Source organism: Streptomyces misionensis, assembly GCF_007896895.1.
GTDB classification, from domain to species: domain Bacteria; phylum Actinomycetota; class Actinomycetes; order Streptomycetales; family Streptomycetaceae; genus Streptomyces; species Streptomyces misionensis_A.
In genome coordinates this window covers 1-14,357 of the sequence record NZ_VOGW01000136.1, presented here as the reverse complement: position 1 = coordinate 14,357, position 14,357 = coordinate 1, and the positions used below count along the sequence as shown (strand labels likewise).

The following is a 14,357-nucleotide window of genomic DNA, read 5'->3' as shown; positions in this document are numbered from 1 at the left end:
ACAACAACGAGGCGAACTAGGGCAGTACGGCGGTGGGGGCGCCCCGAGAACCGGGCGCCCCCACCGCCGTGCATCCCCGGCCGGAACAAGACCGTCGGAAGAGACCTTCAGAAAAAGACCGACCGTCGCTGCACCAGCAGCTTGTACAGCGTGTGCTGGATCTGCTCCCGGACCTGGTCCGTGAGGTTGAACATCAGCATCGGGTCCTCGGCGGCCTCCGGCGGATAGCCGTCCGTCGGAATCGGCTCGCCGAACTGGATCGTCCACTTCGTCGGCAGCGGCACCGCGCCCAGCGGTCCCAGCCAGGGGAACGTCGGCGTCAGCGGGAAGTACGGGAAGCCCAGCAGCCGCGCCAGCGTCTTCGCGTTGCCGATCATCGGATAGATCTCCTCCGCACCGACGATCGAGCACGGGATGATCGGCACCCCCTGCCGCAGCGCCGTCGACACGAAGCCGCCCCGCCCGAACCGCTGGAGCTTGTACCGCTCGCTGAAGGGCTTCCCGATGCCCTTGAACCCCTCCGGCATCACCCCCACCAGCTCTCCCTGCTCCAGCAGCCGTTCCGCGTCCTCCGCGCACGCCAGGGTGTGCCCGAGCTTGCGCGCCAGCTCGTTGACCACCGGCAGCACGAACACCAGGTCCGCCGCGAGCAGCCGCAGATGCCGGTCGGCCGGATGCCGGTCGTGCACCGCGACCTGCATCATCAGCCCGTCCAGCGGCAGCGTCCCGGAGTGGTTGGCGACGATCAGCGCCCCGCCCTTGTCCGGGATGTTCTCGATGCCCTTCACGTCGACCCGGAAGTATTTCTCGTACACCGGCCGCAGCAGTGACATCAGGACCTGGTCGGTCAGCTCCGCGTCGTACCCGAAGTCGTCGACCTCGTACTCGCCGGTCAGCCGGCGCCGCAGGAACGCCAGCCCGGCCGCCACCCGCTGCTCCAGCCCGCCGGACGCACCGGACCCGGGCCGCTCCACCGGCTCGTCCGCCTGCTCCGGCCCCCGCCCCGGCAACCGCTGCACCTCACCCAGCTCCCCGCCGCCGCTGCCGGACCCGGCTCGGCGCCCGCTCGCACCCCGCCGCCGCCCCGGCCGCTGGGCACCGCTCCCGGAGCCCCGGGACCGGTCGTCGTCGAAGGGAATGACCTTGGCGTCCGCCATCGTTACCGCGCTCCTCGGTTGGCGCTAGTCGCCGCTGTGCGTGGTGGGCCGGCCGCCGCCCGGCAGGGCCAGCGCGGCGATCCGGTCGACCGCTCCCGCGACGGTCTCGGGCGGCAGCAGCCCGGCGCCGTGGCCCCGGGCGAAGTCCGCGAACGCCTCCGCCGTCGTGTACCGGGGCGTGAAGCCCAGCGTCTCGCGCATCTGAACGGTGTCCACGACCCGTCCGTGGGTCAGCAGCCGGAACTGCTCCGGTGAGAAGTCCGTCATACCCAGCGTACGGACCAGGGAGCCGGCCCAGGTCACCGCGGGCAGCAGCAGCGGCACGGTGGGCCGCCCGAGCCTGCGGGAGCACTGGGACAGCAGCAGCACCCCGTCCCCGGCGATGTTGAAAGTGCCGCTGTTGAGGGTGCCCCGGCGCGGTTCGTGCGCGGCGAGCCGCAGCACCTCCACCACGTCGTCCTCGTGCACGAACTGGAGCCGGGGATCGTAGCCGAACACGGTCGGCAGCACCGGCAGCGCGAAGTACGAGGCGAGCGGGGTGTCGGCGGCCGGTCCGAGGATGTTGGCGAACCGCAGCACGCACACGGCCACGTCGGGCCGGCGCCGGGCGAATCCCCGTACGTACCCCTCGACCTCGACGGTGTCCTTGGCGAAGCCGCCGCTGGGCAGGGACTTGGCCGGAGTGGTCTCGGTGAACACGGCGGGATCGCGCGGCGCGGAGCCGTACACATTGGTGCTGGACTTCACCACCAGCCGCTGGACGGCCGGCGACTTCTGGCAGGCACCGAGCAGCTGCATGGTGCCGATGACGTTGGTCTCCTTGACCGTGGCCCGGTTGCCGCCGCCGAGCGCGGTGCCCGTCACATCGAGGTGGACCACGGTGTCGGCGGCCGTCTCGGCCAGCACCCTGGCTATGGCCGGCTTGCGGATGTCGGTCTGGACGAAGTCGGCCCCGCCCAGCTGGTGCGCGGGCGGCACCGCGTCCACCGCGATGACACGCTCGACCTCCGGGTCCCGCTGGATCCGCCGCACGAACCGGCCGCCCAACTGCCGGGCCGCCCCGGTGACGAGCACGACCTTGCCCAAGATCAGCGCCTTCCTTCCCGCGTACCGAAGTTCCGCGTTCCCCGTGAAGGCCAACTTAGCGGGTCGGTGTTGCGCCGTGATGACGCCCGGTGCGGGAGGTGACGGATTTTCCCCAGGCAGGACGAACCGGACAGTCCGGGTATACCTGTGGCCCTCCACCGTTGCCGGTGGAGGGCCACAGAACACGCTCTCGCGGAGCGCCGCAATCGGTTCCCGCGTGCGCGGGACCGGATTACTTCTTGTTGCGACGCTGAACGCGCGTGCGCTTGAGCAGCTTGCGGTGCTTCTTCTTGGCCATCCGCTTGCGCCGCTTCTTGATAACAGAGCCCACGACTACCCTCGCTCACTTCTCATCACTCGGTTGTTTGGGCGCCATGGGCCCACACGACCTACGAGGGGCTAGCCTACCCAACCGAGCGCCGAGGTCGTAATCGAGGGTCTCCAGGGATCCCCCGGAGGGGGTCGTCAGCCCGTCTCCACCCCCACATAGCTGTCGCGGAGGTACTCGTGGACCGCTTGTTCGGGGACGCGGAAGGACCGCCCCACCCGGATCGCGGGCAGATGACCGCTGTGCACCAGGCGGTACACGGTCATCTTCGACACTCGCATCACCGTGGCGACCTCCGCCACGGTAAGGAACTGAACCTCGTTCAGAGGCCTCTCGCCAGCTGCAGCCATGACACACCTGCACCTTCCGCACTCGACGGCCACCGGCTTCCCCTTCCGGTGACTCTTCGTCGCTGCGTGCTCACTCCCCAGACTAGGGGCGGGTGATACGAGTGGGGAAGAGGTGCACCCATCGGCGGCCTACTGTGACAGACACGCGCGTTTGAGTACGTAGCGGGTGAGCGGCCGGTAGTGACTAGACCGCGCTCCGTCGTCCAGGGGTACGACGACGCGGACGGCGCCCTCCGCCTGGCCGACGAACGGCGCCGGGTCGTCGGTGTCGGCCAGCCCGATCGCCTCGAACCCCAGCTGACCTGCGCCGCAGACCCAGCCGTGGTCACCGACGACCAGCTCGGGCAGGGGGCCGGGGCCGGCCGCGGCGGCCTCCAGGGCGACCCGGACGGGCAGGGGTGAATGGCAGTGCGCGCCAGGCTCACAACCGGGGCGCCCGACCTCGGTTTCCCGCACCAACGCGACGCGTCGTACGTAGTCGATGCGGTGCGTACGTAGACCGAACCGGGTCAATATGTCGATACAGCGACCCTGCGCGGGGGTGAGGACCTCACATCCCGCCGCCGAGAGGGCGTCCGCGAGTGCGGCGTAGAAACCGAGCAGGGGGCGGGGGTGGCCGGTGCCGAGGAGCACGGGCGCACCACGCCGTGCCGCCGCTCCCAGCCGCCCCGCGAAGGCGTCCAGCGCGGCGAGGGTCCGCCGCGGGTCGATCACATCCTGTCCCGAAGTATGCCGGGGATCGGCCGAAACCCCACACCTCTCGGCCATCAGCGCGAGCAGTTCCCGCTCCCCCCAACTCCCTTGCGGATCGATCCCGATCAGCACGCGGGGGTCCCGGGCCGCGAACAGCCGGTAGCTGCGCAGACTCCGCTCCCGGGACGTGCCCACGACCCCGGCCAGCCGGGCGGCCGGCAGATACCTCAACACGGGTGCGATGGTGGCCCATTGGCCGGTCCGGCAAGGGAAACACGGGGCGAAGTCAGCACGTTCGGCCTAACGGACGCCCGCCCTTTCACCCCGCCCTTCCGCCCGCCCGTTCCACCGGCCCCGGACGGGCGGGGGAGGTCCTCAGGGCAGGAGGCCGCGCAAGGGGAACGCCGAGCGGCGTGTCGCCAGGATCGCCTGGTCCAGGCGGTCCGCCGGGTCGTAGCCGTCCTCCCAGGACGACCAGGACACCGGCCAGCGGCCGTCCGTCATGCGCATCGGGCCCAGCTCGCGCGTCCGGGCGTACACCTCCTGGCGCCAGCCCTCGGGGATCACCGTCTCCGGCGCCACCGGCTTCCCCGCGGCGATGCCCACGAGGTGCGTCCAGGACCGGGGCACGACGTCCACCACGGCGTACCCGCCGCCGCCCAGCGCGACCCACTTCCCGTCGGCGTACTCGTGCGCCAGCTCGTGGCAGGCCACCTGTACGGCGCGCTGCGCGTCCAGGGAGACGGCGAGGTGGGCCAGCGGGTCCTCGAAGTGCGTGTCGGCGCCGTGCTGCGAGACCAGCACCTGCGGCCGGAACTCCGCGAGCAGCTCGGGCACCACCGCGTGGAACGCGCGTACCCACCCCGCGTCCCCGGTCCCGGCGGGCAGCGGAAGGTTCACCGCAGCTCCCTCCCCCGCGCCCGCGCCCGTCTCCTGCGGCCACCCGGACTGCGGGAACAGCGTCCGGGGATGCTCGTGCACCGAGATGGTCAGCACCCGCGGGTCCTCCCAGAACGCGGCCTGCACCCCGTCCCCGTGGTGCACGTCCACATCCACGTACGCGACCCGCTCGGCCCCCAGCTCCAGCAGCCGCGCGATCGCGAGGGCCGCGTCGTTATACACGCAGAACCCGGACGCGCCGCCCGGCATCGCGTGGTGCAGCCCGCCCGTGAAGTTCACCGCGTGCGGCGCGTCGCCCCGCCACACCGCCTCCGCCGCCGCCACCGACTGCCCGGCGATCAGCGCGGACACCTCGTGCATCCCGGCGAACGCGGGATCGTCCACCGTCCCGAGCCCGTACGCCCCGTCCGCCCCCGCCGGGTCCGCCGAGGCGGCCTTCACCGCCTCGATGTAGTCCTCCCGGTGGACCAGCCGCAGCGTCGACTCCCCGGCCGGCTTCGCCGCGACGATCTCCAGTTCCCGGTCGAGCCCCAGGGCACCGACCAGTTTCCGGGTCAGGGCCAGCCGGACCGGGTCCATCGGATGACCCGGGCCGAAGTCATAGCCCGTTACTGCCTCGTCCCACATCAGCTGTGCGCGGCCGCTCATGCCCGCCACCGTATCGGTCCGGTCGAGTCGCGAACGACCTGGCGTACACGAGCGTCACCAGCACCAACACCATCGGCAGCAGCATCGCCCCCCGATAGCTCCAGGCGTCGCCCACCGCCCCGACCAACGGCGAACCGACCAGGAAGCCCACGTAATTGAAGATGTTCAGCCGCGCCACGGCCGCGTCCGAGGCCTCGGGGAACAGCCGCCCCGCGGCCGCGAAGGTCTGCGGCACCAGCACGCACAGCCCCAGGCCCAGCAGCGTGAACCCGAGCATCCCCACCCATGCCCCGGGCGCCGACGCCACCACCGCGAACCCGCCGGCCGCCACCAGCGCCCCGAGCCGTACGACCGCCATGGCCCCGAACCGCCGCACCCCGAAGTCCCCGAGCGCCCGCCCGGCCAGCGCGGTCACCATGTACACGTTGTACGGCACCGTCGCCAGTTGCTCCGAGCTGCCCAGCACGTCCTTCAGGTACTTGGCGCTCCAGTTGGAGACCGTCGAGTCCCCGATGTAGGCGAAGGTCATCACCAGGCACAGCGGCAGCAGCAGCCGGAAGACGACTCGCCCGCCACCGCTCCCCTGCGCGGCCGGCGCCGTCTCCCCGTCGACGTACCAGCGGCTGCCCACCAGCGTCGCCGGCAGCAGCACGGCCACCACCGGCAGGTACGACACCCACAGCGCCAGCTGCCAGTGCGCCCCGGCCCAGGCCAGCGACGCCCCGACGATCCCGCCCAGGCTGTAGGCCGCGTGGAAGCTGAGCATGATGCTGCGCCCGTACGCCCGTTGCAGGCTCACCCCGAGCATGTTCATCGAGGCGTCCAGCATCCCCACGGCCACTCCGAACACCGCGAGCGCCACCGCCACCGAGGCCAGCCGGCCCTGCCCGCCCGCACCGACGCCCAGGAGCGCCAGCAGCGCCACCGGCTGGGACCAGCGCAGCAGCCGGCTGGGCCGGACCCGCTTGACCAGCTGCTCGGTGGTGACGCTGCCGGCCCCGGCCAGGATCGGCACGGCGGCCAGAAAGACCGGCAGCAGCGCGTCGGAGATGCCGTACCGGTCCTGGATGGCCGGAATCCGCGTCACCAGCAGGGCGAACGCGGCGCCCTGGGCGAAGAAGCAGAACGCCAGCGAGGCCCTGCCGCGCCGCAGCACATCAGTCATGGCGGCGAGCGTAGGGCCCCGGACTACCTGTGGGTAGATATCGCCAAAGATGAATTTCCCTCAGCTTCAGGGGAGTTCAGGGCTTCGGCCGTCTCGGCGGCCAGCAGCTTCTCCATCGGCTCGGCGGCCCGCGCCCCGCTGACGACGAAGGCGATCGCCATCGCGGCGACCAGGAAGACGGTGCCGAGCCAGACCATGGTGTCCACCGGCACGGTGTACGCGCCCACGACGCGCGCCGCGCACTCGGCGAGCAGCGCCAGGCCCCACACGACGGAGAAGGTCCTCTCGTACCCCCGGAAGGCCGCCGAGCGGGGCGAGACCCCGGAGACGAGCCGCTGCCAGGCGGCCTCCTTCGCCGGATCCCCCTTCACCAGGAAGGGGCGCACGCCGGTGCTCATCATCGGCCGCCCGAGCCGGACGGAGAGCAGGATGCCGATGCCGATGGTGCTGCTGACCGCGCCGTCCTTGGCGAGCATCAGCCGCGGGTCGCCGGAGAGGCAACCGGCCAGCAACGAGACGACGTTGACGGCCAGGATGAGCCCGGCCAGCGCGTTGGTGCGGCGCTCGCGCACCAGGCTCCACAGGGTCCGCGCCGCCGGCACCACGCTGCTCCAGGCGAGCGCCGAGAAGGTGCTCGCGCCGAGCGCGTCCTTGAGGAGGTAGTACGCCCCGAGGGGCACCGCCACGTCCACGATCAGCGGCCGGACGGTGTCCAGCACGCTCGGTTTCCGCTGCTGCTCGCTCCGGCCCCCGGCCCCCGTGTTCTTCGTCATGACCCCAGCTTCGCCGTGGGCGGGGGCGGGCCGGTAGGAACGATCGTCCGGACGTCGGCATGACAGATGTCAGGCTCCCGCCGATGGCGGAGGTCATATCAGCAGGTCGGTCAACTCTCCCATGTGGGCGAACAGTTGGGTGGCGCCGGTGAGCCGCTCGGGGGGCGTCATCGCGGTGAACCCGTACACGTCCATCCCGGCCGCCACGGCCGCCTGGACGCCGAGCGGGGAGTCCTCCACGACCGCGCAGCGCTCCGGGGCGACGCCCATCCGCTCGGCCGTGTACAGGAAGAGGTCCGGCGCCGGCTTGCCGCGTCCGACGTCCTGCGAGCTGAAGATCCGGTCCTCCTGGAACCACCGGTCGAGCCCGGCGGTCCGGTGGCCCACCCTGATCTTCTGGTGGCTGCCGGAGGAGGCCACGCAGTACGGCACTCCGTCCGCGGCCAGCTTCTCCAGCACGTCGACCGCGCCGGGCACGGGCCGCAGCTCCCGCTCGAAGGCGGCGAAGATACGGGCGTGCAGGACATCGTCGAAGTCCGCCGGCAGCCGGCGCCCGGTGCGCTCCAGGACCAGGTCGTGGACCCGGTGCATCGCCGACCCCATGTAGTCGCGCAGGGAGTCCTCGTACGACGTCGGGACGCCCAGCTCGGTCAGATAGGCGGCCAGATGGCGGTTGGAGATCGGCTCACTGTCGACGAGGACGCCGTCGTTGTCGAAGATGATGAGGTCGTAGCGCATAGGCCAACCCTAATTGGGCCTGAAACGCGGAAAACCCCCGCACCAACGGTGCGGGGGTTTTCTCCCAAAAATTGTTCGGCGGCGTCCTACTCTCCCACAGGGTCCCCCCTGCAGTACCATCGGCGCTGTGAGGCTTAGCTTCCGGGTTCGGAATGTAACCGGGCGTTTCCCTCACGCTATAACCACCGAAACACTATGAAACTGACAACCAGCACAATGGTTGTTCGTGGTTTCAGAACCAACACAGTGGACGCGAGCAACTGAGGACAAGCCCTCGGCCTATTAGTACCGGTCACCTCCACCAGTTACCTGGCTTCCAGATCCGGCCTATCAACCCAGTCGTCTACTGGGAGCCTTACCCCATCAAGTGGGTGGGAGTCCTCATCTCGAAGCAGGCTTCCCGCTTAGATGCTTTCAGCGGTTATCCCTCCCGAACGTAGCCAACCAGCCATGCCCTTGGCAGAACAACTGGCACACCAGAGGTTCGTCCGTCCCGGTCCTCTCGTACTAGGGACAGCCCTTCTCAAGACTCCTACGCGCACAGCGGATAGGGACCGAACTGTCTCACGACGTTCTAAACCCAGCTCGCGTACCGCTTTAATGGGCGAACAGCCCAACCCTTGGGACCGACTCCAGCCCCAGGATGCGACGAGCCGACATCGAGGTGCCAAACCATCCCGTCGATATGGACTCTTGGGGAAGATCAGCCTGTTATCCCCGGGGTACCTTTTATCCGTTGAGCGACGGCGCTTCCACAAGCCACCGCCGGATCACTAGTCCCGACTTTCGTCCCTGCTCGACCCGTCGGTCTCACAGTCAAGCTCCCTTGTGCACTTACACTCAACACCTGATTGCCAACCAGGCTGAGGGAACCTTTGGGCGCCTCCGTTACCCTTTAGGAGGCAACCGCCCCAGTTAAACTACCCATCAGACACTGTCCCTGATCCGGATCACGGACCCAGGTTAGACATCCAGCACGACCAGACTGGTATTTCAACGACGACTCCACAACCACTGGCGTGGCCGCTTCAAAGTCTCCCAGCTATCCTACACAAGCCGAACCGAACACCAATATCAAACTGTAGTAAAGGTCCCGGGGTCTTTCCGTCCTGCTGCGCGAAACGAGCATCTTTACTCGTAGTGCAATTTCACCGGGCCTATGGTTGAGACAGTCGAGAAGTCGTTACGCCATTCGTGCAGGTCGGAACTTACCCGACAAGGAATTTCGCTACCTTAGGATGGTTATAGTTACCACCGCCGTTTACTGGCGCTTAAGTTCTCAGCTTCGCCCCACCGAAGTGAAGCTAACCGGTCCCCTTAACGTTCCAGCACCGGGCAGGCGTCAGTCCGTATACATCGCCTTACGGCTTCGCACGGACCTGTGTTTTTAGTAAACAGTCGCTTCTCGCTGGTCTCTGCGGCCACCCCCAGCTCAGACCGTAAAGATCATCACCAGGTGTGGCCCCCCTTCTCCCGAAGTTACGGGGGCATTTTGCCGAGTTCCTTAACCATAGTTCACCCGAACGCCTCGGTATTCTCTACCTGACCACCTGAGTCGGTTTAGGGTACGGGCCGCCATGAAACTCGCTAGAGGCTTTTCTCGACAGCATAGGATCATCCACTTCACCACAATCGGCTCGGCATCAGGTCTCACCCTGCATGAGTGGCGGATTTACCTACCACTCGGGCTACACCCTTACCCCGGGACAACCACCGCCCGGGATGGACTACCTTCCTGCGTCACCCCATCACTCACCTACTAACCGCTTGGTTCAGCGGCTCCACCACTCCCCTTTGCCCGAAGGCTCCAGGGCGGCTTCACGGCCTTAGCATCACGATGCTCGATGTTTGACGCTTCACAGCGGGTACCGGAATATCAACCGGTTATCCATCGACTACGCCTGTCGGCCTCGCCTTAGGTCCCGACTTACCCTGGGCAGATCAGCTTGACCCAGGAACCCTTAGTCAATCGGCGCACACGTTTCTCACGTGTGAATCGCTACTCATGCCTGCATTCTCACTCGTCAACCGTCCACAACTACCTTCCGGTGCTGCTTCACCCGGCAGACGACGCTCCCCTACCCATCACAACACCCGTTAGGGCTATATGCTGCAATGACACGACTTCGGCGGTACGCTTGAGCCCCGCTACATTGTCGGCGCGGAATCACTAGACCAGTGAGCTATTACGCACTCTTTCAAGGGTGGCTGCTTCTAAGCCAACCTCCTGGTTGTCTGTGCGACTCCACATCCTTTCCCACTTAGCGTACGCTTAGGGGCCTTAGTCGATGCTCTGGGCTGTTTCCCTCTCGACCATGGAGCTTATCCCCCACAGTCTCACTGCCGCGCTCTCACTTACCGGCATTCGGAGTTTGGCTAAGGTCAGTAACCCGGTAGGGCCCATCGCCTATCCAGTGCTCTACCTCCGGCAAGAAACACACGACGCTGCACCTAAATGCATTTCGGGGAGAACCAGCTATCACGGAGTTTGATTGGCCTTTCACCCCTAACCACAGGTCATCCCCCAGGTTTTCAACCCTGGTGGGTTCGGTCCTCCACGAAGTCTTACCTCCGCTTCAACCTGCCCATGGCTAGATCACTCCGCTTCGGGTCTTGAGCGTGCTACTAAAATCGCCCTATTCGGACTCGCTTTCGCTACGGCTTCCCCACCCGGGTTAACCTCGCAACACACCGCAAACTCGCAGGCTCATTCTTCAAAAGGCACGCAGTCACGAGAACAGAGCAAGCTCCATTCCGACGCTCCCACGGCTTGTAGGCACACGGTTTCAGGTACTATTTCACTCCCCTCCCGGGGTACTTTTCACCATTCCCTCACGGTACTATCCGCTATCGGTCACCAGGGAATATTTAGGCTTAGCGGGTGGTCCCGCCAGATTCACACGGGATTTCTCGGGCCCCGTGCTACTTGGGTGTCTCTCAAGCAAGCCGCTGACATTTCGACTACGGGGGTCTTACCCTCTACGCCGGACCTTTCGCATGTCCTTCGTCTACATCAACGGTTTCTGACTCGCCCTACGGCCGGCAGACCGCAGAAGAGAGATCCCACAACCCCGCACACGCAACCCCTGCCGGGTCTCACACGCATACGGTTTGGCCTCATCCGGTTTCGCTCGCCACTACTCCCGGAATCACGGTTGTTTTCTCTTCCTGAGGGTACTGAGATGTTTCACTTCCCCTCGTTCCCTCCACTTGCCCTATGTGTTCAGGCAAGGGTGACAGCCCATGACGACTGCCGGGTTTCCCCATTCGGAAACCCCCGGATCAAAGCCTGGTTGACGACTCCCCGGGGACTATCGCGGCCTCCCACGTCCTTCATCGGTTCCTGGTGCCAAGGCATCCACCGTGCGCCCTTAAAAACTTGGCCACAGATGCTCGCGTCCACTGTGCAGTTCTCAAACAACGACCAGCCACCCATCACCCCGAACCCAAAGGTCCGAGTGCACTGGGGCCGGCGACTGAGGAGAAGTTCATTCCCTCAGACACCCAACAGCGTGCCCGACACGACCAGCCAACCAGATCAGCGTTCCACGCCCCGAAGAGCAGTACTAGCGCCTGGTCCATCCTGGACCGTGCCGAGTAGTCAACGTTCCACCCATGAGCAACCAGCATCAGACATTCGCTGATGTACTGGCCTCTGACCGGGCAGGCCCGGTAAGAAGTGCTCCTTAGAAAGGAGGTGATCCAGCCGCACCTTCCGGTACGGCTACCTTGTTACGACTTCGTCCCAATCGCCAGTCCCACCTTCGACAGCTCCCTCCCACAAGGGGTTGGGCCACCGGCTTCGGGTGTTACCGACTTTCGTGACGTGACGGGCGGTGTGTACAAGGCCCGGGAACGTATTCACCGCAGCAATGCTGATCTGCGATTACTAGCGACTCCGACTTCATGGGGTCGAGTTGCAGACCCCAATCCGAACTGAGACCGGCTTTTTGAGATTCGCTCCACCTCACGGTATCGCAGCTCATTGTACCGGCCATTGTAGCACGTGTGCAGCCCAAGACATAAGGGGCATGATGACTTGACGTCGTCCCCACCTTCCTCCGAGTTGACCCCGGCGGTCTCCCGTGAGTCCCCAGCACCACAAGGGCCTGCTGGCAACACGGGACAAGGGTTGCGCTCGTTGCGGGACTTAACCCAACATCTCACGACACGAGCTGACGACAGCCATGCACCACCTGTACACCGACCACAAGGGGGGCACTATCTCTAATGCTTTCCGGTGTATGTCAAGCCTTGGTAAGGTTCTTCGCGTTGCGTCGAATTAAGCCACATGCTCCGCCGCTTGTGCGGGCCCCCGTCAATTCCTTTGAGTTTTAGCCTTGCGGCCGTACTCCCCAGGCGGGGCACTTAATGCGTTAGCTGCGGCACGGACAACGTGGAATGTTGCCCACACCTAGTGCCCACCGTTTACGGCGTGGACTACCAGGGTATCTAATCCTGTTCGCTCCCCACGCTTTCGCTCCTCAGCGTCAGTATCGGCCCAGAGATCCGCCTTCGCCACCGGTGTTCCTCCTGATATCTGCGCATTTCACCGCTACACCAGGAATTCCGATCTCCCCTACCGAACTCTAGCCTGCCCGTATCGACTGCAGACCCGGGGTTAAGCCCCGGGCTTTCACAACCGACGTGACAAGCCGCCTACGAGCTCTTTACGCCCAATAATTCCGGACAACGCTTGCGCCCTACGTATTACCGCGGCTGCTGGCACGTAGTTAGCCGGCGCTTCTTCTGCAGGTACCGTCACTTTCGCTTCTTCCCTGCTGAAAGAGGTTTACAACCCGAAGGCCGTCATCCCTCACGCGGCGTCGCTGCATCAGGCTTTCGCCCATTGTGCAATATTCCCCACTGCTGCCTCCCGTAGGAGTCTGGGCCGTGTCTCAGTCCCAGTGTGGCCGGTCGCCCTCTCAGGCCGGCTACCCGTCGTCGCCTTGGTGAGCCATTACCTCACCAACAAGCTGATAGGCCGCGGGCTCATCCTGCACCGCCGGAGCTTTACACCATCAAGGATGCCCAAGATGGTCATATCCGGTATTAGACCCCGTTTCCAGGGCTTGTCCCAGAGTGCAGGGCAGATTGCCCACGTGTTACTCACCCGTTCGCCACTAATCCACCCCGAAGGGCTTCATCGTTCGACTTGCATGTGTTAAGCACGCCGCCAGCGTTCGTCCTGAGCCAGGATCAAACTCTCCGTGAATGTTTACTCGGCCGAAAAACATTTCAGCCGGTGACACATCACGAGAGCGGAACGATCGGAGGAATAGTCCGATCGTTCACAGCGTCCTCGCTGTGTTTTTTCAAAGGAACCTCGACCATCGGTGATCCGATGGACGGGGTATCAACATATCTGGCGTTGACTTTTGGCACGCTGTTGAGTTCTCAAGGAACGGTCGCTTCCTTTGTACTCACCCTCTCGGGCTTTCCTCCGGGCGCTTCCCTTCGGTGTTTCCGACTCTATCAGATCTTTTCTCGATCCGATTTCCTCGGTGCTTTCCAGGTTCCCGCTTCCGCGTTTCCCTTTCCGGCGGTTCCGACTCTATCAGATCCTTTCGGCGTCTGACTCCCAGTCAGGGGGGTTTGTCTTCCCGGCCGTTGGGCCGTTCCGACGAGTGAGACTTTAGCGGATTCCCGGCTCCCGAGCTAATCGGGGTCCTGCGCCCTTTCGAACGCGGATTCCTCATTTCGCAAATACGCACGCCAAAACTTTCGACACCGAGGTGTCGAGAGTGGGTGGTGCTCACGGAATGGCTGTCCGGGGACCGACCGGAGTCGGCGCTCACGTCGGACAACTCGGAGTACCTTACGGATCGCCCCGAGGTGTGTCAACTCTCGGCCGGTCCCCCGGGCCGGGGTCAGTCCTTCTTGCCGGAGGCCAGCTCGCGGCTGCGGTCGCGGGCGGCCTCCAGGGCGGCGATGAGGGCCGCGCGGACGCCGTGGTTCTCCAGCTCGCGGATGGCGTTGATCGTCGTACCTGCCGGGGAGGTGACGTTCTCGCGGAGCTTGACCGGGTGCTCGCCGCTGTCGCGGAGCATCACGGCGGCGCCGATCGCGGACTGGACGATGAGTTCGTGTGCCTTGTCGCGGGGCAGGCCGAGCAGGATGCCCGCGTCCGTCATCGCCTCGACCAGATAGAAGAAGTACGCCGGTCCCGAGCCGGACAGAGCGGTGCAGGCGTCCTGCTGGCTCTCGGGGACGCGCAGGGTCTTGCCGACGGCGCCGAAGATGTTCTCCGCGGTGGCCAGGTGGTCCGGGGTGGCGTGGGTGCCGGCGGAGATGACCGACATGGCCTCGTCGACGAGGGCGGGGGTGTTGGTCATGACGCGCACGACCGGGGTGCCCTCGGCGAGTCGCTCCTCGAAGAAGGCGGTGGGGATGCCGGCGGCGCCGCTGATGACCAGGCGGTCGGCGGGGATGTGCGGGGCCAGCTCGTCCAGGAGGGTGCCCATGTCCTGCGGCTTGACCGTGAGGATCAGGGTGTCGGCGGACTTGGCGGCCTCGGCG

The 14,357-nt window shown here is 65.9% G+C and carries 10 protein-coding genes and 3 rRNA genes; all 13 read right to left on the bottom strand.

Annotated elements, in window-relative coordinates:
* Nucleotides 1-107: 107 nt before the first annotated feature.
* On the bottom strand, nucleotides 108-1,157 hold the full coding sequence (locus tag FRZ03_RS24195; RefSeq protein WP_146467256.1) for a lysophospholipid acyltransferase family protein: 1,050 nt from the start codon (nucleotides 1,155-1,157) through the stop codon (nucleotides 108-110).
* A gap of 24 nt (nucleotides 1,158-1,181) precedes the next feature.
* On the bottom strand, nucleotides 1,182-2,243 hold the full coding sequence (locus FRZ03_RS24190) for an NAD-dependent epimerase/dehydratase family protein (protein WP_146467255.1): 1,062 nt from the start codon (nucleotides 2,241-2,243) through the stop codon (nucleotides 1,182-1,184).
* Between the two features lie 232 nt (nucleotides 2,244-2,475).
* On the bottom strand, nucleotides 2,476-2,574 hold the full coding sequence (locus tag FRZ03_RS24185; RefSeq protein ID WP_003948845.1) for a 30S ribosomal protein bS22: 99 nt from the start codon (nucleotides 2,572-2,574) through the stop codon (nucleotides 2,476-2,478).
* A 134-nt stretch (nucleotides 2,575-2,708) separates the two neighbouring features.
* Complete coding sequence (locus tag FRZ03_RS24180) at nucleotides 2,709-2,921, bottom strand: helix-turn-helix domain-containing protein (protein ID WP_070022648.1); 213 nt, start codon at nucleotides 2,919-2,921, stop codon at nucleotides 2,709-2,711.
* Between the two features lie 129 nt (nucleotides 2,922-3,050).
* Complete coding sequence (locus FRZ03_RS24175; RefSeq protein WP_146467254.1) at nucleotides 3,051-3,857, bottom strand: phosphatase; 807 nt, start codon at nucleotides 3,855-3,857, stop codon at nucleotides 3,051-3,053.
* A gap of 132 nt (nucleotides 3,858-3,989) precedes the next feature.
* On the bottom strand, nucleotides 3,990-5,162 hold the full coding sequence (locus FRZ03_RS24170; protein ID WP_146467253.1) for an acetoin utilization protein AcuC: 1,173 nt from the start codon (nucleotides 5,160-5,162) through the stop codon (nucleotides 3,990-3,992).
* Complete coding sequence (locus FRZ03_RS24165; protein WP_146467252.1) at nucleotides 5,113-6,327, bottom strand: MFS transporter; 1,215 nt, start codon at nucleotides 6,325-6,327, stop codon at nucleotides 5,113-5,115. The genes FRZ03_RS24170 and FRZ03_RS24165 overlap by 50 nt, the downstream gene beginning before the upstream one ends.
* 23 nt (nucleotides 6,328-6,350) lie before the next feature.
* Complete coding sequence (locus tag FRZ03_RS24160) at nucleotides 6,351-7,100, bottom strand: VC0807 family protein (protein WP_261399320.1); 750 nt, start codon at nucleotides 7,098-7,100, stop codon at nucleotides 6,351-6,353.
* A 93-nt stretch (nucleotides 7,101-7,193) separates the two neighbouring features.
* Nucleotides 7,194-7,838 carry an HAD family hydrolase gene (locus FRZ03_RS24155; protein ID WP_146467251.1) on the bottom strand — a complete coding sequence of 215 codons (645 nt, stop codon included), beginning with the start codon at nucleotides 7,836-7,838 and terminating at the stop codon, nucleotides 7,194-7,196.
* A gap of 73 nt (nucleotides 7,839-7,911) precedes the next feature.
* Nucleotides 7,912-8,028, bottom strand: a 5S ribosomal RNA gene (gene rrf / locus FRZ03_RS24150).
* Between the two features lie 72 nt (nucleotides 8,029-8,100).
* A 23S ribosomal RNA gene (locus tag FRZ03_RS24145) occupies nucleotides 8,101-11,223 on the bottom strand.
* A gap of 305 nt (nucleotides 11,224-11,528) precedes the next feature.
* Nucleotides 11,529-13,053: ribosomal RNA gene (locus tag FRZ03_RS24140) — 16S ribosomal RNA — on the bottom strand.
* The 16S, 23S and 5S rRNA genes sit together here, the layout of an rRNA operon.
* A 655-nt stretch (nucleotides 13,054-13,708) precedes the next feature.
* Nucleotides 13,709-14,357 (bottom strand): pyrroline-5-carboxylate reductase (proC, locus tag FRZ03_RS24130; protein ID WP_146467250.1); only part of this gene is annotated, 649 nt, incomplete at its 5' end.

Coding starts and splice junctions, on each gene's coding strand:
- FRZ03_RS24195 (WP_146467256.1), bottom strand. CDS start 1,157: ATGGCGGACGCCAAGGTCATTCCCTTCGACGACGACCGGTCCCGGGGC.
- FRZ03_RS24180 (WP_070022648.1), bottom strand. CDS start 2,921: ATGGCTGCAGCTGGCGAGAGGCCTCTGAACGAGGTTCAGTTCCTTACC.
- FRZ03_RS24170 (WP_146467253.1), bottom strand. CDS start 5,162: ATGAGCGGCCGCGCACAGCTGATGTGGGACGAGGCAGTAACGGGCTAT.
- FRZ03_RS24165 (WP_146467252.1), bottom strand. CDS start 6,327: ATGACTGATGTGCTGCGGCGCGGCAGGGCCTCGCTGGCGTTCTGCTTC.
- FRZ03_RS24160 (WP_261399320.1), bottom strand. CDS start 7,100: ATGACGAAGAACACGGGGGCCGGGGGCCGGAGCGAGCAGCAGCGGAAA.
- FRZ03_RS24155 (WP_146467251.1), bottom strand. CDS start 7,838: ATGCGCTACGACCTCATCATCTTCGACAACGACGGCGTCCTCGTCGAC.